The sequence below is a fragment of the Streptomyces amakusaensis genome (genome assembly GCF_039532665.1).
Lineage (GTDB): Bacteria > Actinomycetota > Actinomycetes > Streptomycetales > Streptomycetaceae > Streptomyces > Streptomyces amakusaensis.
This window is the reverse complement of sequence record NZ_BAAASB010000013.1, coordinates 154,280-174,683: the sequence shown is the minus strand read 5'-3', so window position 1 is coordinate 174,683 and position 20,404 is coordinate 154,280. Positions and strand designations below refer to the sequence as shown.

At 72.6% G+C, this 20,404-nt stretch carries 18 protein-coding genes and 1 riboswitch; of the genes, 6 read left to right on the top strand and 12 right to left on the bottom strand.

Annotated features, from left to right (window positions below; all coding sequences use genetic code 11):
- Positions 1-235 precede the first annotated feature (235 nt).
- Complete coding sequence (locus ABD371_RS23565; RefSeq protein WP_190121989.1) at positions 236-820, top strand: TMEM165/GDT1 family protein; 585 nt, start codon at positions 236-238, stop codon at positions 818-820.
- A gap of 113 nt (positions 821-933) precedes the next feature.
- Here ABD371_RS23565 and ABD371_RS23560 read toward each other — a convergent pair whose 3' ends face one another.
- The gene (locus ABD371_RS23560) at positions 934-1,596 is read right to left on the bottom strand and encodes an HAD-IA family hydrolase (RefSeq protein WP_344479879.1); all 663 of its coding nucleotides are present in this window, start codon (positions 1,594-1,596) and stop codon (positions 934-936) included.
- Positions 1,597-1,860: 264 nt separating this feature from the next.
- On the opposite strand from ABD371_RS23560, the gene ABD371_RS23555 reads away from it, so the two are divergent.
- Positions 1,861-3,924, top strand: coding sequence for an MFS transporter (locus tag ABD371_RS23555; RefSeq protein WP_344479877.1), 2,064 nt, complete (start codon positions 1,861-1,863; stop codon positions 3,922-3,924).
- A gap of 24 nt (positions 3,925-3,948) precedes the next feature.
- Here ABD371_RS23555 and ABD371_RS23550 read toward each other — a convergent pair whose 3' ends face one another.
- The 3 genes from ABD371_RS23550 to ABD371_RS23540 form a co-directional block, all read right to left on the bottom strand.
- Positions 3,949-4,428, bottom strand: coding sequence for a GNAT family N-acetyltransferase (locus ABD371_RS23550; RefSeq protein WP_344479876.1), 480 nt, complete (start codon positions 4,426-4,428; stop codon positions 3,949-3,951).
- Positions 4,429-4,516: 88 nt separating this feature from the next.
- Complete coding sequence (locus tag ABD371_RS23545) at positions 4,517-4,879, bottom strand: antibiotic biosynthesis monooxygenase family protein (protein ID WP_344479874.1); 363 nt, start codon at positions 4,877-4,879, stop codon at positions 4,517-4,519.
- 91 nt (positions 4,880-4,970) lie between these two features.
- Complete coding sequence (locus ABD371_RS23540; RefSeq protein WP_344479873.1) at positions 4,971-5,672, bottom strand: O-methyltransferase; 702 nt, start codon at positions 5,670-5,672, stop codon at positions 4,971-4,973.
- A 337-nt stretch (positions 5,673-6,009) separates the two neighbouring features.
- On the opposite strand from ABD371_RS23540, the gene ABD371_RS23535 reads away from it, so the two are divergent.
- Entirely contained in the window at positions 6,010-8,103 is a 2,094-nt protein-coding gene (locus ABD371_RS23535) for a bifunctional glycosyltransferase 87/phosphatase PAP2 family protein (protein ID WP_344479871.1), read from the top strand.
- A 64-nt stretch (positions 8,104-8,167) separates the two neighbouring features.
- Here the strand turns inward: ABD371_RS23535 and ABD371_RS23530 are convergent, their stop codons facing one another.
- On the bottom strand, positions 8,168-9,457 hold the full coding sequence (locus tag ABD371_RS23530) for a cytochrome P450 (RefSeq protein WP_344480029.1): 1,290 nt from the start codon (positions 9,455-9,457) through the stop codon (positions 8,168-8,170).
- Between the two features lie 275 nt (positions 9,458-9,732).
- On the opposite strand from ABD371_RS23530, the gene ABD371_RS23525 reads away from it, so the two are divergent.
- Positions 9,733-10,902 carry a steroid 3-ketoacyl-CoA thiolase gene (locus ABD371_RS23525; RefSeq protein ID WP_344479869.1) on the top strand — a complete coding sequence of 390 codons (1,170 nt, stop codon included), beginning with the start codon at positions 9,733-9,735 and terminating at the stop codon, positions 10,900-10,902.
- Between the two features lie 13 nt (positions 10,903-10,915).
- Here the strand turns inward: ABD371_RS23525 and ABD371_RS23520 are convergent, their stop codons facing one another.
- The 6 genes from ABD371_RS23520 to ABD371_RS23495 form a co-directional block, all read right to left on the bottom strand.
- Complete coding sequence (locus ABD371_RS23520) at positions 10,916-11,344, bottom strand: aggregation-promoting factor C-terminal-like domain-containing protein (RefSeq protein WP_344479868.1); 429 nt, start codon at positions 11,342-11,344, stop codon at positions 10,916-10,918.
- A 316-nt stretch (positions 11,345-11,660) separates the two neighbouring features.
- Positions 11,661-12,449: an ECF transporter S component gene (locus ABD371_RS23515; RefSeq protein ID WP_344480027.1), complete on the bottom strand. Its 789-nt coding sequence runs from the start codon at positions 12,447-12,449 to the stop codon at positions 11,661-11,663.
- 47 nt (positions 12,450-12,496) lie between these two features.
- On the bottom strand, positions 12,497-14,206 hold the full coding sequence (locus ABD371_RS23510; protein WP_344479866.1) for an ABC transporter ATP-binding protein: 1,710 nt from the start codon (positions 14,204-14,206) through the stop codon (positions 12,497-12,499).
- Positions 14,203-15,543: an energy-coupling factor transporter transmembrane component T gene (locus ABD371_RS23505; RefSeq protein ID WP_381734191.1), complete on the bottom strand. Its 1,341-nt coding sequence runs from the start codon at positions 15,541-15,543 to the stop codon at positions 14,203-14,205. Before ABD371_RS23505 ends, ABD371_RS23510 begins: the two co-directional genes overlap by 4 nt.
- Positions 15,540-16,217, bottom strand: a complete 678-nt coding sequence (locus ABD371_RS23500) for an SCO2322 family protein (RefSeq protein ID WP_344479862.1) — start codon at positions 16,215-16,217, stop codon at positions 15,540-15,542. The genes ABD371_RS23505 and ABD371_RS23500 overlap by 4 nt, the downstream gene beginning before the upstream one ends.
- A complete protein-coding gene (locus ABD371_RS23495) occupies positions 16,214-17,440 on the bottom strand; it encodes an SCO2321 family membrane protein (protein WP_344479861.1) in 1,227 nt (408 codons plus the stop codon). The genes ABD371_RS23500 and ABD371_RS23495 overlap by 4 nt, the downstream gene beginning before the upstream one ends.
- A 134-nt stretch (positions 17,441-17,574) precedes the next feature.
- Positions 17,575-17,652, bottom strand: a riboswitch (cobalamin riboswitch).
- A 192-nt stretch (positions 17,653-17,844) separates the two neighbouring features.
- Here ABD371_RS23495 and ABD371_RS23490 point away from each other — a divergent pair.
- Together ABD371_RS23490 and ABD371_RS23485 are read left to right on the top strand one after the other, a co-directional pair.
- On the top strand, positions 17,845-19,314 hold the full coding sequence (locus ABD371_RS23490; protein ID WP_344479859.1) for an aldehyde dehydrogenase: 1,470 nt from the start codon (positions 17,845-17,847) through the stop codon (positions 19,312-19,314).
- The gene (locus tag ABD371_RS23485) at positions 19,314-19,547 is read left to right on the top strand and encodes a ferredoxin (RefSeq protein WP_344479858.1); all 234 of its coding nucleotides are present in this window, start codon (positions 19,314-19,316) and stop codon (positions 19,545-19,547) included. Before ABD371_RS23490 ends, ABD371_RS23485 begins: the two co-directional genes overlap by 1 nt.
- 37 nt (positions 19,548-19,584) lie before the next feature.
- On the opposite strand, the gene ABD371_RS23480 is transcribed toward ABD371_RS23485, so the two are convergent.
- Positions 19,585-20,220, bottom strand: coding sequence for a TetR family transcriptional regulator (locus ABD371_RS23480; RefSeq protein ID WP_344479856.1), 636 nt, complete (start codon positions 20,218-20,220; stop codon positions 19,585-19,587).
- Positions 20,221-20,404: the final 184 nt, after the last annotated feature.

Genomic DNA, 20,404 nt, shown 5'->3' with positions numbered 1-20,404 from the left:
CGGGCCGCGCGGGGGTGGCGTACCCTGAACGGAGCAGAAGGGGAGTAGCTCTTCGCCGGACCGTCGACATACTGCTGGACCCTCGGGTCCGGCCGGCGCCCGGAGGCGGATCGTACTGATCCGCCAGCGAGACCTTCGGCCGCAGTGTCCTATTGACGCTGCCGTGCCGAAGCGACCCCTCTTTCACGTTTGGTCTCTCGGTGCGGCAGCCCCGATCGATTGAGGAATCCCAACCGTGATCAGCTTCACTGTCATGGCGATCACCTTCGGCGTCGTCTTCCTCGCCGAACTCCCGGACAAGACCGCCCTCGCCGGTCTGATGCTGGGCACCCGCTATCGCGCGTCCTATGTCTTCGCCGGTGTGGCCGCCGCGTTCACGGTCCATGTGGCGCTGGCGATCGCGGCCGGCAGCGTGCTGACCCTGCTGCCGCACCGGCTGGTCCAGGCGGTGGTGGGCGCGCTCTTCCTGGCGGGGGCGCTGGTGCTGCTGCTGAGGAAGCACGACGACGACGGCGAGAACATCAAGCCCCCGGCCGACCAGTCCTTCTGGAAGGTCTCCGGGGCCGGGTTCATGCTCATCCTGGTCGCCGAGTTCGGCGATCTGACCCAGATCATGACGGCGAACCTGGCGGCCCGCTACGACAACCCCGTCTCGGTGGGGCTGGGAGCGGTGCTGGCGCTGTGGACGGTGGCGGGGATCGGGATCCTCGGGGGGCGGACGCTGATGAAGTACGTGCCGCTGAAGCTGATCACGAAGGTGGCGGCGGGGTTGATGCTGGCGCTGGCCGGGTTCAGCCTGTACGAGGCGATCACGGGGTGAGGCCGGGGGCTCCGGGGGCGGGGTGCGGGTCTGTTCTCGGGGCGCCGCCCCGAACCCCGCTCCTCAAACTTCCCCTGGCTTCGCCGGGGTGACCCCCAGAGGGGCTGAATCGGCTAGGAAGCCCTCCGGCGGAAGGTGATCAGGCCGTCCGGGGCGGTGGTGATCTCCAGGTGGGTCAGGTCCGGTACGTGGAGGTCGGGGGCGTGGGGGAGGGCGCGGGGGCCGACGCCGATGATGAGGGTGCCGGCGGCGCGGGCGGCGGTGATGCCGGCGGCGGAGTCTTCGAAGGCGACGCAGTCGGCGGGGGCGAAGCCCAGCTCGGCCGCGCCCTTGAGGAAGCCCTCGGGGTCGGGCTTGCTCGCGCCGACGGACTCGGCGGTGATGCGGATGCCGGGCATCGGGAGGCCGGCGGCCGTCATCCGGGCCCGGGCGAGGGCGGCGTCGGCCGAGGTCACCAGGGCGTGCGGGAGATCCGCGACGGAGGCCAGGAAGACGGCCGCGCCGGGTATGGGGACCACGCCCTCGACGTCGGCGGTCTCGCGGGCCAGCATCTCCGCGTTCTCCGCGTGGTTCAGCTCCATCGGGCGGTCCGGGAGCAGCTCGGCCATCGAGGCGTACCCCTGCCGCCCGTGGACGACCTTGAGGGCCGCGTCCGGGTCCAGCCCGTGCCCCTCGGCCCACTGCCGCCAGATGCGCTCCACCGCCGCGTCCGAGTTGACGAGGGTGCCGTCCATGTCGAGGAGGAGGGCGCGGGCGGTCAGGCTGGCTTTCGGCATCGAGGTGCTCCGTACTCCGTGGCGACCGCGGACACTCCTCGAAAACCGCGCGGAAGGAAAGAAAGAGAAGAGAGGGAAAGAATCAAGCGGCCTCGCCCGCCGGTCAGGGAGTACGGACGAAGCCACTTTGTTTCAACAGGATACAAACCAAAGCGTCACAACGCCACCCCCGCGCCCGCCGCCCCCACCCCCGGCCCCTCTCCGCAGGCCATAACCGCCCGCACCCCACACGATGGAGAGGACGCGGACCCGAGGAGATCGCCCATGGCGCTGGAAGCGAGCGGCAGCCCCCCGAGCCCGGCCGGCGGCCCGGCCCCGGGCGAGGGCCAGAGCCCCCGCTCCGTCATGGTCGCGATCGGGGCCCTGCTGCTCGGGATGCTGCTCGCCGCCCTCGACCAGACGATCGTCTCCACCGCCCTGCCGACCATCGTCAGCGAGCTGGGCGGCCTGGAACATCTCTCCTGGGTGGTCACCGCCTATCTGCTGGCCTCCACCGCCGCCACCCCGCTGTGGGGGAAACTCGGCGACCAGTACGGCCGCAAGAAGCTCTTCCAGGCCGCGATCGTCATCTTCCTGATCGGCTCCGCGCTCTGCGGCATCGCCCAGAACATGCCCCAGCTCATCGGCTTCCGCGCGCTCCAGGGCCTGGGCGGCGGCGGGCTGATGGTGCTGTCGATGGCGATCGTCGGCGACATCGTCTCGCCGCGCGAGCGCGGCAAGTACCAGGGGCTCTTCGGCGCGGTCTTCGGCGCGAGCAGTGTGCTGGGCCCGCTGCTCGGCGGCTTCTTCACCGACAATCTCAGCTGGCGCTGGGTCTTCTACATCAACCTCCCCATCGGCGTCGTCGCGCTGCTCGTCATCGCCGCCGTGCTGCACATCCCGGTCCGCTCCACCCCGCACACCATCGACTACCTCGGCACCTTCCTGATCGCCTCCGTCGCCACCTGTCTGGTCCTCGTCGCCTCGCTCGGCGGCACCACCTGGGCCTGGGGCTCGCCGCAGATCATCGGACTCGCCGTGCTCGGCGCGGTGCTGCTGGCGGTCTTCATCCGGGTCGAGCGGCGGGCCGCCGAGCCGGTGCTGCCGCTGCGGCTCTTCCGCATCCGCACCTTCACCCTGGTCGCGGTCATCAGCTTCATCATCGGGTTCGCCATGTTCGGCGCGATGACGTTCCTGCCGACCTTCCTCCAGGTCGTCCACGGCATCAGCCCCACCCTCTCGGGCGTGCACATGCTGCCGATGGTGATCGGGCTGCTGCTCGCGTCCACCGTCTCCGGGCAGCTCGTCAGCCGCACCGGCCGGTGGAAGATCTTCCCCATCCTCGGAACCGGGATCACCGCGATCGGGCTGGCGCTGCTCCACCGGCTCACCGAGACCAGCTCCAACTGGCAGATCAGCGCCTACTTCTTCATTTTCGGCACCGGTCTGGGCCTGGTCATGCAGGTGCTGGTGCTGGTGGTGCAGAACGCGGTCCGCTACGAGGATCTGGGCGTCGCCACCTCCGGGGCGACCTTCTTCCGCTCGATCGGGGCGTCCTTCGGCGTCGCCATCTTCGGCACGATCTTCTCCAACGGGCTGCGGACCAAGCTCGCCGACGCCCTCCGGGGCCGGCCCGTTCCCCCGGGGGCGAACGCCGGGGAGCTGGCCGCCGACCCGCAGGCGATCTCCAAACTCCCGCCGGGACTGCGCCAGCCGGTGATCCACGCCTTCTCCTCCGCGATCACCGACGTCTTTCTGTACGCGGTGCCCGTGGTGGTGCTCGCCTTCGTCGTCGCCTGGTTCCTCAGGGAGGACCCGCTGCGCGGCTCGGTCACCGCGCCCGACCCCAGCCAGACCCTCGCCTCCAACCCGGTCGAGCGCTCCTCCCGGGAGGAGTGCGCCCGCGCGCTGTCGGTGCTCGGCTCGCGCGACGGCCGCCGCGAGGTGTACGAGCGGATCACCGCCAAGGCGGGGTACGACCTGCTCCCGGCCGCCAGCTGGGTGCTGCTGCGGATCCGCCGCCACGGGACCGTCGAGCCCGGACTGCTCGCCGACACCACCCCCGTACCGCTGGAGGCCATCACCAACGCCTCGCGGCAGCTGGAGGAACGCGGGCTCGTCCAGCGCGAGGGGGTGCAGCTGCTGCTCTCCGAGACCGGACTCCAGGCCGCCGTCCGGCTGGCCCAGGCCCGGGAGGACTCACTCGCCGAACTGCTCGGCGACTGGTGGGGGCCGGACCGGCCCACCGACCTCGTACAGCTGGTGGAGGAGCTCAACGCGGAGCTGTGCGGATCGGACGGCGAGCGGCCGGGCGGCCCGGGGCCGCCCCGGGACCACCGCGCGCCGTGAGAGCCCCCGAGACGCCCACGGCGCTCACAGCTCCTTGGCGTACCAGACGTCCATGTACGGGCCGGTGCAGTACGCGGGGGTCTCGGCGTAGCCGTGGCGGGTGTACAGCGCACGGGCCTCGACCAGGTCGAGCCGGGTGTTGAGCACCATGCGCCGGGCCCCCAGCCCGCGCGCCCGCTCCTCCAGCGCGCCGAGGAGCAGCCCCGCGCCCCCCTTGCCGCGGAACGCGGGCCGCACATAGACCCGGGTCAGCTCGGCGCGGTCGGCGTCCAGCAGCAGGACTCCGCCGCAGGCCGCCGCCTCGCCGCCGTACCGGCCGACGAGGAACTCGCCGGTGGGCGGGGTGAGCAGCTCGACGCCGTCCCCGGCGAGCCCGCCGGCTATCTCCTCGGCGGTCGCGGGCCGCTTCCAGTAGCGGCTCGCGACCTCGTCGTAGTAGTCATGGCGCAGCAGGCTCGCGTCGGGGGTGCCGACGGCCTCGGGGGCGAAGGTCCAGTGGTTCACATGACCCTCTCTACCTCAGCCGCCAAGCCGCTGACCAGCGATTTTACGGGTCGACAGGTCAGACGGGTCGGGCAGGTCGGGCAGGTCGTCAGGCCTTGGGGGCGGCCGACTGGACCACCTCGAACGACCACACCGTCGAACCGGTCGCGGCGGGCTTGGGCTTCTCGCCGCCGCCCTCGCCGCCCTGCCCGGGACCGCCCTGCCCGGAGCCGGCCGCCTGGCCGTGCGATCCGCGCATGGAACCGGCCATCCACGCCTCAAAATCAGCCTCGCTGCGCCACCTGGTGTACACGAGGTAATCGTCGGTGCCCTCCAGCGGGCGCAGCAGCTCGAACCATTCGAAGCCGTCGGCGCTCTCCACGGATCCGGCACGGGAGGCGAAGCGCTTCTCCAGCACTTCGCGCTGCTCGGCGGGGACGGTCAGAACATTGATCTTCACCACGCTGGCCACAGGGACATCCTTCGCATAGAGGTGGTCCCGACGGTACCCGCCGCGCCGCCGCGGACGGTCGCCGGGACCACCCCTTCAGAAGACGGCCGGGTCAGGACAGGACCCGCGCGATCAGGAACCCGTCGTGCCCCTTCGTCCCCACGGTCTGGACCGCCGTCGCCTCCAGCCGCGGCTCCCGGGCCACCACCTCGAACATCTCCCGGGTGCCGGTGACCGCCTCGTCCGCGCCCTCCCCGGAGAGCACCGCGCCGCCGCGGATCACATTGTCGACAATGATCAGGCTGCCGGGCCGGGAGAGCCTGAGCGCCCACTCCACGTAATGAGGATTGTTCTTCTTGTCCGCGTCGATGAAGAACAGATCGAACGGACCCGCCCCCGGCTCCGCCGCCAGCTTCGGCAGCGTCTCCAGCGCCGCCCCCGTCCGCACCTCCGCGATCCCGTCCAGACCCGCCTGGGAGAGATTGGCGCGCGCCACCTCCGCATGCGCCTCGCTGTACTCCAGAGAGATCAGCCTGCCGCCCTCCGGCAGCGCCCTGGCCAGCCAGATCGTGCTGTAACCACCCAAGGTGCCGATCTCCAGCACGGTGCGCGCGCCCTGCGTCTTCGCCAGCAGATACAGCAATTTGCCCTGATTGCCCGCCACCGCGATCTGCGGCAGACCCGCCTGGTCGCTCGCCGAGAGAGCCGAGGTCAGCGCCTCGTCGTCGGGGGCCAGCAGATCGGTGACATAGCCGTCGACCGCGCTCCACACATCAGGGTTCCGCGCCGGGGGCTGCTGAGGCTTCTGATTCATACGTCAAACTTATGTCAGTGAGGGGTTCCGGGCCCGGGCCCGGCAGCCGTGACGGGCGAGTGCGCGCCACGGCTTTCCCAGGTTCCCCCACGGCTCCTTCAGGCATGTTCAGGCAGGTCGTGCCGCGTCACGCCGTCCGCCGCGCGGTCATCGGGATCCGATGGCTGTCAGGCAAAGAGGGGGTTGCCCGAGTCTCCTCGACCGGGCAGTGCAAGGCTCTGGGGCAAGGCTTCGGGACACAGAGCAGAACCGGACACAACGGAACGTAGGGGAGGCGCGGCGCGACGTGGCGAACGCGGAGCACAGCGTGCGCGGGAGTGCGACGACGGATTCGAGGATGGGTGCGGCAAGGATCGCCCTGTGGCTCGTGGCCGCCGTTCTCGCCATACGGCAGACGGCCGCCGTCCTGAGACAGCCGCCCGGCGAGCGCTTCATGGAGCTGGACGCCTGGATCGGCGAGAACGGCGTTCTGCGGGTCGAGGGCTCGCTGTACGACACCGACCGGTTCACCGGCACCCCCTTCGCGGGGCTGGTGCTCAAACCGCTGACCCACGCCGCCGAGCAGACCCTGGGCATCGCCTGGGCCCTCGGCACCCTGCTGCTGGTCGTCGGCATCGCCCTGGTCGTGGCGCGCGCCCTCCCCGGGCCCGTCTCGCACCGCAGCCGACTGCTCGCGGCCCCGGCCGCCCTCAGCCTGCTGATGCTCTCGCTCCCGGTGCGCAACAGCTTCCACCTCGGTCAGACCAGCATCATCCCCGTTCTCCTCGTCCTCCTCGGCTGCTTCGCGGCGCGCGGCGAGAGACGGTCCGGCCTGCTGATCGGCGTCGCCGCCGCGCTTCAGCCCACCGTGCTGCTCTTCGCCCCGCTGCTCTGGTTCACCGGCCGCCGCCGGGCCGCGATCGCCTCGGCCGCGACCTTCGCCGTCTGCTCGGCGCTGGCCTGGGCCGCGATGCCCGGCGACTCCCTGAAGTACTGGGTCGACCACGCCGCCGGGGCCGGGCTCGGCACCCACCCCGAGGGGCTCGCCAACCAGTCGCTGCACGGCGCGCTGCTCCGCTTCGGCCTCGAAGGGCCGCTGGAGATCGCCCTCTGTCTGGCGCTCGCCGCCGCGGTGGTCTGGCTGGGCCTGCGCCGCGCGGTGCGCTACGCCCAGGACGGTCAGCTGCTGCTGGCCGTCGCCGTGACCGGCTGTGTCGCCGTCGCGGTCTCGCCCACCACCTGGCAGCACCAGCTGCTGTGGGTGCTGCTCGCGGTCGTCGGCCGGGTCGGCAAGAGCTGGTCGGACCGGATGCTGTGGCCGGTGCTGACGGTGCTGGCGCTCACCCTGCCGGCCAAGATGCTGCTGCCGAACATCGCCGTGCTCCACCCGGTGCGCGACAACGCGGTGCTGATCGCCGCCCTGGCGGCGGCCTGCGCGGTGCCGTTCCTCCTGCGGACCTCGCCGGGCTTCGCACAGCCCGTCCCCACCGAGTACCGCAAGCCGCTGCCGTCCCGCTGGAGCCGGATCCCGCTGCTGCCGTTCTGGCGGCGCGTGGTCAGCCGGCCGAATCTGCTGCTCGAACTGATCGTGATCAGGGTCGGCTACTCCGTCTACTCGCAGATCCGCCTCGCCGCGACCGGCGGTGTGGAGGCGGCCCGGGAGCACGCCCGGCAGATCATCTCGATCGAGCAGGCCATCGGCATCGACATCGAGCACTGGGCCAACCAGGCGGTGGTGCGGACCCAGTGGCTGGAAGCCGTCTTCAACTTCTACTACACGTCGTTCCACTTCCCGATCCCGCTGCTGATCCTGGGAGTGCTCTACGTCCGCCGTCCCTCGGACTACCGCTGGGCCCGCTCGGCGCTCGCCTTCGCCACCCTGCTGGCGCTGCTCGGGTTCTGGCTCTACCCGCTCTCGCCGCCGAGGCTGATGCCCGGCATGGGCTTCATCGACACCGTCCACCGGACCGAGGATCTCGCCAATCCGGAGTTCGGCCCGCTGACGCAGGTCACCAACCAGTACGCGGCGATGCCGTCGCTGCACTTCGGCTGGTCGCTGTGGTGCGCCGTGGTGGTCGTGCTGCTCGCGCCGAAGCTGTGGATGAAGCTGCTCGCCACGCTCCACCCGCTGATCACGCTGGTCGTCATCGTCGGCACGGCGAACCACTGGATCCTGGACGCGCTGGGCGGCGCGGTCGTCGTCGTCTCCGGCTTCGCCCTGACGTATCTGCTCTCCGGCCGGCGCGAGCTGCGCAAGGAGGGTACGGAGGAGTCCGCCGCCGTCCCCGAGGCCGTTCCGGTTCCGGTCCAGGTCCCGGCCGCGGTCCCGGTCCAGGTCCCGGCCGCGCGGGAGCCCCGGGGGGCGGGGGAGCCGCAGAAGGCCCTCCACTCGAAGGACCCGGGCGATCCCCAGGAGCCCCAGGCGGCGGTCCCGGCCGGCCCTCCGTCGTAGCGCGTGCTGCCCCAGGGGGTACGGGAAGGTTCCCGCACCCCCTGGGGTGGATCGCCGCGTTCCGTCAGGATCCGCCCGCGCGCCCGATTCCGCCACTCGGCACACTCGGGCCGCCGCCCCTGATGACCCGGAGTTCCTTGATCCCGTTCAGCCAGGCCGAGCGCAGCCGGCGCGGCTCGCCCGCGAGCCGGAGATCCGGTGCCGCGTCCGCCAGCGCGTCGAACATCAGATTGATCTCCATCACCGCGAGTGACTTGCCCAGGCAGAAGTGCGGGCCGCCGCCGCCGAACCCGAGATGCGGATTGGGATCGCGGGTGATGTCGAAGACCTCCGGCCGGTCGAAGACCTCGGGGTCGTTGTTGGCGGACGAGTAGAAGAGCCCCACCCGGTCCCCCTCGCGGATCTCCCGGCCGCCCAGGGTGAGGTCCCGGGTGGCGGTGCGCTGGAAGGAGACGATGGGCGAGGCCCAGCGCACGATCTCCTCCGCCGCCGTCTCGGGGCGCTCCCGCTGGTACAGCTCCCACTGCTCGGGGTGGGTCAGAAAAGCGTGCATCCCATGAGTGATCGCGTTGCGGGTGGTCTCATTGCCCGCCACCGCCAGCAGGATCACGAAGAACCCGAACTCGTCCGAGGACAGGTTGCCCGCCCCCTCCGCCGCCACCAGTTGGCTGACGATGTCCTGGGCGGGGCACTTCTTGCGGGCCGCCGCCAGATCCATCGCGTACGAGAGGAACTCCATCGTCGCCTCGATGCCGGCCGCCGCGGTGACCGCGAACTCGGGATCGTCGTACGAGGCCATGGTGTTGGACCAGTCGAAGATCCGGGCCCGGTCCTCCTGCGGTACGCCGATCAGCTCGGCGATGGCCTGGAGCGGCAGCTCCACCGCCATCTCGCTGACGAAGTCGAAGGAGCCGTCCGCCGCCGCGCCGCCGGCCGAGGCCACGATCCGCCGGGCGCGGTCGTGGAGCGCGGCCCGCAGCGAGCCGATCGCGCGCGGGGTGAATCCGCGCTGCACGATCTGCCGTACGCGGGTGTGCTCCGGCGGGTCCATATTGAGCATGATCAGCCGCTGGACGTCGATCTGGTCGCGCTCGATCGACTCGTTGAAGCGGATGACCGCCGTATTGAGGAAGGACGAGAACAGCTCCGGGCGCGTGGAGACGTATTTGACGTCCGCGTGCCGGGTCACCGCCCAGTAGCCCTCGTCGTCGAAGCCCGAGGAACCGCGCCGCTGGGGGACCCAGCACACCGGAGCGGTCTGTCTCGTCAGCGCGAACTCGGGGTGCGGCACACGGGTCCCGAGCAGCTCGGGATCGGTGAAGTCGAACCCTTCCGGCAGATGGGGGCAGGGCATCGGCAACTCCAGCTCTGGCACGGGCGGCAGCATCTCTGACGACCCATCAGAAGTTGCCCGAAAGTTAGTGACGAGTGCTTCAAGAGGCAAGGGGCGCGGCGGAATCCATCGCCCCGGGCGGCACCAGTAAGGGCTTGCAAGGCCCTTGTGCATCGGGGGTGGTCCTTATGAGACTGGCGACAGAACTAGAACGTGTACCAGGTCCGCCCTGGAGTGCCGGGATGCCGACGAGGTCGGGCGCCGGGACGCCGACGCCTGTCAGGAGAGGACGAGCCATGGCCGCGGAACCCGTCATCGTCGAAGCCGTACGCACGCCGATCGGCAAGCGCGGGGGCGCGCTCGCCGCCCTGCACCCCGCCTATCTGCTGGGCGAGACCTACCGCGAACTCCTCGGCCGGACCGGGATCCAGCCCGACTGCGTGGAACAGATCGTCGGCGGCACGGTCACCCACGCCGGCGAGCAGTCGATGAACCCCGCGCGCACCGCCTGGCTGGCGATGGGGCTCCCCTATGAGACGGCCGCGACGACCGTGGACAGTCAGTGCGGATCCTCGCAGCAGGCCTCGCACCTGGTCGCGAACATGATCGCGGCGGGAGTCGTCGACGTGGGCATCAGCTGCGGGGTCGAGGCCATGTCCCGGGTGCCGCTGGGCAGCGGCTCCAAGCACGGCCCCGGCAAGCCCTTCCCCGACGAGTGGAGCGTGGATCTGCCCAATCAGTTCGAGGCGGCCGAGCGCATCGCCCGCCGCCGGGGGCTGACCCGTGAGCGGGTCGACTCGCTCGGGCTGCTCTCCCAGGAGCGGGCCCGCGCGGCCTGGTCCGAGGAGCGGTTCAAACGCGAGACCTTCTCGGTCCAGGTCCCCACCAGCGAGGACGAGCAGCTGGCGGGGCAGGGCATGTGGCGGCTGGTCGACCGGGACGAGGGGCTGCGCGACACCAGCATGGAGGCGCTCGCGACGCTGAAACCCGTCATGCCGACGGCGGTGCACACCGCCGGCAACGCCTCACAGATCTCCGACGGCGCGGCCGCGATGATGTGGGCCTCCAAGCGGATGGCCAGGGCGCTGAAACTGCGCCCCCGGGCCCGGATCGTCGCTCAGGCGCTGGTCGGGGCCGACCCGCACTTCCATCTGGACGGGCCGATCGACGCGACCCGGGCCGTGCTGGGCAAGGCGGGGATGTCGCTCCGCGACATCGATGTGGTCGAGATCAACGAGGCCTTCGCCTCGGTGGTGCTGAGCTGGGCGCAGGTCTTCGACCAGGACCTGGAGAAGGTCAACGTCAACGGGGGCGCGATCGCGCTCGGCCATCCCGTCGGCGCGACCGGCGCGCGCCTGATCATCACGGCCCTGCACGAGCTGGAGCGTACGGACAAGGAATTCGCCCTGGTCACCATGTGCGCGGGCGGCGCACTGGCGACCGGGACGATCATCCAGCGGCTCTAGGGCTCCCGCAGAGTCAGTACCAGCCCTGGGTCTGCCAGGTGGTCCAGGCCGCGCACGGGCTGCCGTAGCGGTCCTTCATGTAGTCGAGACCCCATTCGATCTGGGTCTCGGGGTTGGTCTTCCAGTCCGCGCCGGCCGTCGCCATCTTCCCGGCGGGCAGGGCCTGCACCAGCCCGTACGCGCCGCTGGAGGGGTTCTGCGCGTTCACGTCCCAGTTGCTCTCATGCGTGACGATCCTGCTGAAGCAGTCGAACTGCGCCTTGTCCTTGATCATCTTCTGCGCGACCGCCTTCGCGGAGGCGGTCTCGGCCGCGGTGGGCGCGGCGGAGGCCGACGGCGCGTTCACACCCAGCACCATCGCGGCGGAGGTCGCCACGAGGGCCGAGCCGAGCAGGGCGGTACGGGGACGCAGGGAGACACGGCTGAGGACGGAGCGGGACACAGAGAGCGCCTAACGTCGGGAACAGGTCGGGTCGCACCCGGGCAGGCCGGATCCCGCGTCGGTACGAGGGAGTCCGCCCGGTGGCACGGCCCCGGCCCGGTCCGGTCCCGCCGGGTGGCGGGTGGGGCGGGCCGCCGTGCCCGGCGACCTGATCAGTTGTACGGGCCCGCCGGGCGGGTGGCAACGGCATCCGCTACTAGCCGGGCTCGTACCCGTACCCCCACCGGGGGAGGGCCGCCGGGGGTACGGGTGCCCCCGGCCGCCCCCGTACGGCTACGGCCCCGCCTAGTGGAGGACCAAAGCCCTGTGGGCCGCCTCACCCGCGAGGGCCCCGCGCGGGGTCCTCGAAAGTGATCCGCGCCTCGAAGGCGGCCCGCCGGGTCGCCCTCCGCAGCGCCTTGAGGACGGTGGCCCCGAGGACGAGCGTCAGTACGAGGGTGAGCACCGCCCGTCCCAGGTCCCAGCCGAGGGAGGTGGCCAGGCAGTAGGCGAGGAAGCGGACCAGGTTCTCCTGGACCGGGTCCCCGGGGTGGAAGGAGATCCCGGAGGAGAGCCCGCCGACGAGGATCCAGCCCTGGAGGTTCATCACCGTGCCGTACGCGAAGGCCGCGACGACTCCGTACGCCCCGAGCATCAGCACCTCGGCCCGGCCCCTGATCCGGTCCGCGCCCGGCAGCAGCCCGGCCCCCATGGTGAACCAGCCCATGGCCAGCATCTGGAACGGCATCCAGGGCCCCACCCCGCCCGTGAGCAGCGCGGACGCGAACATCGTGACCGAGCCCAGGACGAAGCCGAACCCCGGGCCCAGCACCCGCCCGCTCAGCACCATCAGGAAGAACATGGGCTCCAGGCCCGCCGTGCCCGCGCCGAGCGGGCGCAGCGCGGCCCCGACGGCGGCGAGCACCCCGAGCATGGCCACCGCCTTGGCGTCCATGCCGGTGTCGGCGATCGTCGCGACGACCACGGCCACCAGCAGCGGCAGCAGCGCGGCGAAGAGCCAGGGGGCGTCGGCGCGGTGCGCGATCAGCCCGGAGCCGGGGTCGGCGAGCAGCGGCCAGCCGAAGGCGATCACTCCCACGGCGCTGACCAGGGCCAGCGCGGCCATGGAGCGCGGGCCCAGCCGGATGGGCCGAGCGGCGGGTGTGGAGCGGCTCACAGCGCCTCCCGTACCTGGGTGACGGTCAGCCAGTGCTGCGGGGCGAGGATCTTGGCGATCTGGGGGGCGAAGGCGGGCGAGGAGACCACGACCTCGGCGGTCGGCCCGTCGGCGACGGTCTCGCCGTCGGCCAGGATCACCACCCGGTGCGCCAGCTCGGCGGCGAGTTCCACGTCATGGGTGGCGAGCACGATGGTGTGCCCCTTCGCCGCGAGCCCCTTCAACACGGTGACCAGCCGGGCCTTCGCCGCGTAGTCCAGTCCCCGGGTCGGCTCGTCGAGCAGCAGCAGCGGGGGGCGTCCGGTGAGGACGAGCGCGAGGGCGAGCGCGAGCCGCTGGCCCTCGGAGAGATCGCGGGGGTGGGCGGTGCCCGGGACTCCGGGCAGCAGCTCGTCCACCAGGGCGCGGCAGGTGCCGGCCGGGGCGTTCGCGTCGGCGTCGGCGGCCTCGCACTCGGCGGCCACGGTGTCCGCGTACAGCAGATCGCGCGGCTCCTGCGGCACCAGGCCGACCCGCCGGATCAGCTCGGCGGGCGCGGTGCGGTGGGGGGTGAGTCCGCCGACGGAGACCGTGCCGGAGGTGGGTTCGAGGAGGCCGACGAGGGCGGAGAGGAGGGTGGACTTCCCGGCTCCGTTACGGCCCATGAGCGCGACGGTCTCGCCGGGGGCGAGGGTGAGGTCCACCTCGTGGAGGGCGGTGATCCGGCCCCTGCGGACGGTGAGACGGTCCACGGCGGCGGTGGCCCCCGTACCCCCGCGCGTACCCCCGCGGTGGTTCGGTCCGACGGTGGCGGTCTGTCGTCGGAACCATCCCTTCCGGCCACTGGGCACCGGTGCCGGTGCCGGTGCGAGGACCGGTTCCCGAGCTGCCGCCGGCGAGGGTACGGGTACGTCTGCCAGCCGCTCCCGCAGCGCCGGGGCCCGGCGGCGGGCGTCCCGCACCGACAGCGGCAGCGGGTCCCAGCCCGCCAGCCGGCCCAGCGCCACCACCGGCGGATGCACCGGCGACAGGGCCATGACCTCGGCCGGGGTCCCCAGCACCGGGGCCTGCCCCGGCCCGGGCAGCAGGATCACCTGGTCCGCGTACTGCACCACCCGCTCAAGCCGGTGCTCGGCCATCAGCACCGTCGTCCCCAGGTCGTGCACCAGCCGTTGCAGCACCGCGAGCACTTCCTCGGCCGCCGCCGGGTCCAGCGCCGAGGTCGGCTCGTCCAGCACCAGCACCTTCGGGTGCGGGGTGAGCACCGAGCCGATCGCCACCCGCTGCCGCTGTCCGCCCGACAGAGTCGCGATCGGACGCTCGCGCAGCTCCGCCAGGCCGAGCAGATCGAGGGTCTCCTCCACCCGCCGGCGCATCACGTCGGGGGCGAGGCCGAGCGACTCCATGCCGTACGCCAGCTCGTCCTCGACCGTGTCGGTGACGAAGTGCGCCAGCGGGTCCTGGCCGACCGTGCCGACCACATCGGCCAGCTCGCGCGGGCGGTGGGTACGGGTGTCCCGGCCGGCCACGGTGACCCGCCCGCGCAGGGTGCCGCCGGTGAAGTGCGGGACCAGCCCGGAGACCGTGCCCAGCAGAGTCGACTTGCCGACCCCCGAAGGCCCGACGAGCAGCACCAGCTCGCCCTCGGGCACGGTGAGATCGACACCCTGGAGCGCGGGCCGCGCCGCCTCGTCGTAGGTGACCGACACCGCGTCGAACCGGATCACGGGGACTCCTTCAGAGCGGGTGCGGGTGCGGGTGCGGATACGGGTGCCGGTGCGAGGGCGGGCACGGGCGCGACGAACGCGGGCAGCAGCCCCACCGCGATCGCCAGCGCGGGCCACAGCGGCAGGACGGGCGCGACCAGCGGCACGACGGACGGGTGCAGCGCCTCGGGGTTCACCGAACCGGCCCAGATCATCAGCGCCGCGACCGCCGCGCCCGAACCCGCCACCACCCAGGAGCGCGCGCCGAAGAGATCGGGACGGTAGCGGGTGCGCAGCGAGCGCCGCCCGCCCAGCCGCAGCCCCGCCACGGCGGCGGCGAGCCCGGCGGCCAGCAGCGGGAGCCCGTACCCCGCGCCCTCGGCCGCGAGCAGCCCGTAGGACCCTGCGCAGATGCCCAGGAGCCCGCCCAGGGTGAAGACGGTGGTGGTGCGGCGCACCGCGCGCGGCACGTCGGCGCTCCGCCCGTACCCCCGCGCGTCCATCGACGCGGCGACGGCCACCGAGCGTTCGAGCGCGCCTTCCAGCACGGGCAGACCGATCTGCGCGATCGCCTTGATCCCGCCGGTGGGACGGCCGCGCAGCCTGCGGGCGGTACGGAGTCTGGCGACGTCGCCGACCATGTTCGGCGCGAAGGTCATGGCGACGACGACGGCGACGCCCACCTCGTACAGCGCGCCCGGCAGGCACTTCAGCAGCCGCGCCGGGTTGGCGAGGGCGTTGGCCGCGCCGACGCAGATGAGGAGTGCGGCGAGCTTCGCCCCGTCGTACAGCGCGAAGACGAGCTGCTCGGCGGTGACCGGGCCGCCGATCCGGATGCCCTGCGCCCACGGGGGCAGCGGGACCTCGGGGAGGGTGAGGAGGAGATGGGCGCCGGGGACGGGAGAGCCGAGCAGGGTGGAGAAGAGCACCCGTACGGCGATGACGAGCAGCCCGAGCTTGACGAAGGCCAGATAGGAGCGGGCCCAGGGCGCGTCGGTGCGGCGGGCCGAGACGACATAACCCGACACGGCGACGACGAGCGCGAGCAGCAGGGGGTTGGTGGTCCGGGAGGCCGCGACCGCCAGCCCCAGCGCCCAGAGCCACCACGCCCCCGGATGCACCGCGTTGCGCCGGTCCGCCTCGGGCGCGCGCCACCGCTCCCACCGTGGCGCGCCCGGCTCGCGGCCGCTCGTGTGGCCGGAGGCGGGCCGGGGGACGACGGTCTCCTGCGGGTCTGGAGAAACACGCCTGGATGTTCCAGACGGGAGGCGCCGGGCCCGGGGCCGGACGTCGGCCGTCCGGCCGCCTGCCGGTTCGGCGGACTCCGACGGGGGGCGTGGGCGCGGTTCGGTGCTCATCGGCCGCGGCGGCGGGACTGCCAGAGGGCCCCCGCGCCGAGCAGGGCGACGGCGCAGACCCCGGCGATCGCGCCCAGGGCCGGGCCGCCGCCGGAGTCCCCGCCGGGGTTTCCGTCGGCCGCCGGCTCGGGCGCGGCTGTCTCCCGGGCGGCGGATTCGCCGGACGAGGACACCTGGTCGCCGCAGCCCGTCCTCGGGTAGCCGGAGATCCCGCACAGCAGCGCCTGGCTGTTGTAGCGGAGCGGCTTCGCCACCGCGGCCAGGGCGTCCGCCGAGGTCGCGGCGGTGGGCACCTGGGCGCAGGCGGCGCGGAGCGGCGGCGGGGTCTCGCCCGCGGGCGCGTCCTCACGGGTGCCCGGGTCGATGACCAGGGCGACGCGCTTGGCGCCGGGCTCGGCGGGGGTCGTCCCGCAGATCTCGGCGAAGTCGGGGGCCCGGCGTGGGCGCGCCGAGTCCGAGCTGTTCTCGCTCACGGAGAAGCGGAAGCCGTTGACGGAGCCGTCGGCCGGGCGGGCCGTGGCGGGGCCCTCGGTCGCGTACGTCCAGGCCGTGCCGTCGCCCTGCCAGAACGACCAGTAGCGGTAGCCCGCCGCCTGTGCCGGTCCCGCGCCGAGCAGCGTCAGCGCGGCCGCGACGGCGAGGGCCCACGACACCAGGGGCCGGGCGCGCCTCACCGCTGGGACTTGCGACGGCCGCCGAACAGCACGCCCACGCCGATCGCCGCCGCGAAGAACGCGCCGATGAACCACCAGGTGCTGGAGTCGGTGCCGGAGTCGGAGTCCTCGGCGGACTTCTTCTCGGCCCGGGGCTCCGGGCCCGTCGCGTTGAGGCCCGCCACCAGGTCGGTCTCGCCGAAGCTCGCCGGGTCGGCCCCGGCCGCGTCGGCGGCGAGGATGAGCTGCGCGTACGCCGCCGGGCCGGACTCCTTCGCCCAGTCCGCCGCGTTCGCCTCCAGCCAGGCCAGCGGCTTCTTCGCCTGCTCGGTCATGCCCTGGGCGGTCAGCGCGACCACCGCGTCGGCGGTGTTGCCGTAGTCCGGCTTCTCGGCCGGGTCGGTGGAGCCGGGCATCGGCGGGGTGAGGAGATGGCCGGTCTTGGCGAGCGCGGTCGCGAGGTGGGCCGCGCCGTTGTGGGCCGCGCCCTCGATGGTCTTGGCGGGCTCGCAGTCGGTGCCGCCGGAGTCCTTCGGCCCGGCCTTCACGACCAGGCCCTGTCCCTTCGCGCCGACCACGGCGGCGGCGGTGGAGTCGGCGACGATCCCGGGCTGCTTCGGCTGGAAGACGAAGGCCCCGCGCTCCTTGCTGTCGCACGGCGTGGCGAAGGTCAGCAGCGCGTCGTACGGGGACTTCCCGTCCTTCGAGGTCACCTCGGCGGGCTTGGCCCCGGCCGCCGCGAGCGCGCCGATCACGATGGAGGTGGAGTTGGCGTCGCTGGCCCCGCCGGGGTTGTAGCCCCAGCCGCCGTCGGCGTTCTGCACCGAGGTCAGCCAGTCCACGGACTTCTCCACGGCCTTGTCCTGCCCGCCGAGCGCGGCGAGCGCCTGCACGGCCGCCGCCGTGGCGTTGGAGTCCAGCGGCAGTTTCGCGGCGCACGGGGCGGCGGTGTCCGCGCGGTAGGAGAGGAAGCCGCCGCTGTCGCACTGCTGGCCGGTGAGCCACTCGACGGCCTTGTCCGCGGGCTTCACCCCGACGGTGTCCTGCGCGAGCAGTGCCAGGGACTGCCGCCAGACGCCGTCGTAGGTCGGGTCGCCCGTGCCGTACAGACCGGCGGGCAGCGCGGCGGAGGGCGAGGGGGTGGGCGCGGCGACGGCGGCGGGCACGGCGGCGGAGGAGATGGCCACACCGAGGACGGCGGAGACGGCGAGCGCGGCGGCGCTGCGGCGGCGAACGGTGGTCATGAGCGGGGCTGGCCTCTCCTGCGGGAGCCGGGCACGGGCACGCTCAGGCACCAGGGCTCCGGTTCCGTATTCCTCGACGGTGCCGGTCACCGGCGGGCTGCCGGTGGCACGAGCCGTTCACGGTCGCGTACGGAGCATTCCGGCTCGCCGCTTCCGACGGGTCGGGGAACGGCTCACGGCTGCGGGTCAGCGCCGGATTCGCACCGGCTTCCCCCCGTACGGGTGTGATGACGACCTGCCCACTCTACCGGCCGCCGGGCGATTATCCGGAGGGTGAGCCCCCGCTTACTGCCGCCGCCGCGGCGTCTCCCGGAGCGGCCGAGGGCATTGCCCGTCACCGCGAGAGGTGATATCAGTTCTGACACACTGTCAGATACGTTCGGGCGACGCGGAGGGCGGCGGCCATGGCGGAGCTGGTGGAACACGGAAAGCTCTTCATCGGCGGGAGGTTCACCGACCCGCTCGGGCGCGCCACCATCGAGGTCGTCTCGCCCCACACCGAACAGATCATCGGCCGGGTCCCGCACGCCTCCCGCGCCGATGTGGACCGCGCGGTGGCCACCGCCCGCACCGCCTTCGACCAGGGACCCTGGCCCCGGCTCCCGCTCGCCGAGCGCGCCGCGGTGATCGGCCGGATCAGGGACGCCATCGCCGTACGCCATGAGGAGCTGGCCCGCTCCATCAGCTCCCAGAGCGGCTCCCCGTACTCCTGGAGCGTGCTCGCCCAGGCCCTCGGCGCGATGATGGTCTGGGACGCCTGTCTCACGGTCGCCCGGGACTTCCCCCACGAGGAGACCCGCGCCGGCGCGCTCGGCCCCCTGCTGATCCGCCGCGAGCCGGTCGGCGTCGTCGCCGCCGTGGTGCCGTGGAACGTGCCCCAGTTCACCGCGGCGGCCAAACTCGCCCCCGCGCTCCTCGCCGGCTGCACCGCGATCCTCAAACCGTCCCCCGAGTCGCCCCTCGACTCCTACCTCCTCGCCGAGATCACCCAGGAAGCCGGACTGCCCGAGGGCGTCCTCTCGGTCCTCCCCGCCGACCGCGAGGTCAGCGAGTATCTGATCGGCCACCCGGGCGTCGACAAGATCTCCTTCACCGGCTCCGTCGCGGCCGGGAAACGCGTCATGGAGGTCGCCTCCCGCCATCTCACCCGCGTCACCCTCGAACTGGGCGGCAAATCCGCCGCCGTCATACTCCCCGACGCCGACCTCGAGACCGCCGTCGCCGGAATCGTCCCCGCCGCCTGGATGAACAACGGCCAGGCCTGCGTCGCCCAGACCCGCGTCCTCGCCCCCCGCTCCCGCTACCCCGAGATCGCCGACGCCCTCACCGCCGCCGCCTCCTCCCTCACCGTCGGCGACCCCCTCGACCCCGCCACCCGGATCGGCCCCCTCGCCACCCGCCGCCAGCGCACCCGCTCCCTCGACTACATCCGAACCGGCCTCCGCGAAGGCGCCCGCCTCCTCACCGGCGGCACCCGCCCACCCGCCCCCGACCACGGCTGGTACGTCCAACCCACCCTCTTCGGCGAAGTCGACAACACCATGCGCATCGCCCGCGAAGAGATCTTCGGCCCGGTCGTCTGCCTCCTCCCCTACGACGACGAATCCGACGCCGCCCGCATCGCCGACGACTCCGACTACGGCCTCAGCGGCAGCGTCTGGACCTCCGACACCGACCGCGGCATCCGCTTCGCCCGCCGCATCCGCACCGGCACCTACAGCGTCAACACCTTCAGCCTGGACATGCTCGGCCCATTCGGCGGATACAAACACTCCGGCATCGGGCGCGAGCTGGGACCCGAGGGTTACGGTGCTTATCTGGAGCACAAGATGATCCATCTGCCCGCTGGACACACGAGTGACGGAGGCGACTGATGGGGGATCGCTGGCACATCGAGGTCGACCGGAGTCTCTGCATCGGCTCCGGCATGTGCGCCGGGGCCGCGCCGGACGGGTTTCGGCTGGACGGTGCGAGGCAGGCGCATCCGGTGGGGGCGGAGGCCGAGGCGAGTGAGGCGGTGCTGGACGCGGCGGAGAACTGCCCGGTGGAGGCGATCGCGATCACGCTGGTGGGGAGCGGGCGGCCGGTGTTCCCGCCGGAGGACTGAGGCCGGGGCGGTTCAGGACCGGCTGGGGCCGGGTGTTTCAGGACCGGCCGGGGCGGTCCGGGCGGTCGGGGGCGGGGAGGTCGATCAGGCGGCACGCGGTCTCGATGTCCATCCGCACCTGGGCGATCGAGGCGCGCCCGGAGAGCCAGGTGATCAGCGCGGAGTGCCAGGTGTGCTCGATCACCCGGACCGCCGACAGCTGGTCGGGGGTGGGGCGGGTCAGGCCCGTCGCGTCGAGGATGATGGCCGTGGTCTGGCGGGAGACGGTGTCCACTTCGGGGCTGACGCTCCGGTCCGCGAAGGTCAGCGCGCGCACCATCGCCTCCGCGAGATGGGGTTCGCGCTGGAGGGCCCGGAACGCGCGCATCAGGGTTTCGGTCACCCGTTCGGCGGCGCTCTCCCCGCCCGGGGGGCGCTTGCGCAGGGTGGTGTGCAGATGCTGAAGCTGGTCCTGCATGGTGGCGACCAGGAGATGGATTTTGGAGGGGAAGTACCGGTAGAGCGTGCCGAGCGCGACCCCGGCCGCCTCGGCCACCTCGCGCATCTGCACCGCGTCGAAGCCGCCTCGGCTCGCCAGTTGGGCGCTGGCGTGCAGGATGCGGCGGCGGCGCGCCTCCTGGCGCTCTGTCAGCGGTGGCGAGGCGGGCCCCTCAGGCCTGGCTTCGGCTGTCATATGTCCCGTTCCTCACGAGGCGGATCGTCCCGTTCCGTGTCTGTGCGCCACCCGCTCCGGGCTGCTACCGGGCGAGTATCGGACACGGGACGGCCACGCGGCACGAGAGCGCGCCCGCCGTGGTGCGAATCACCTGTTCATGCCCTTACACCGGCGCTACCTGCCGGTAGATTCGAAGCTCGTT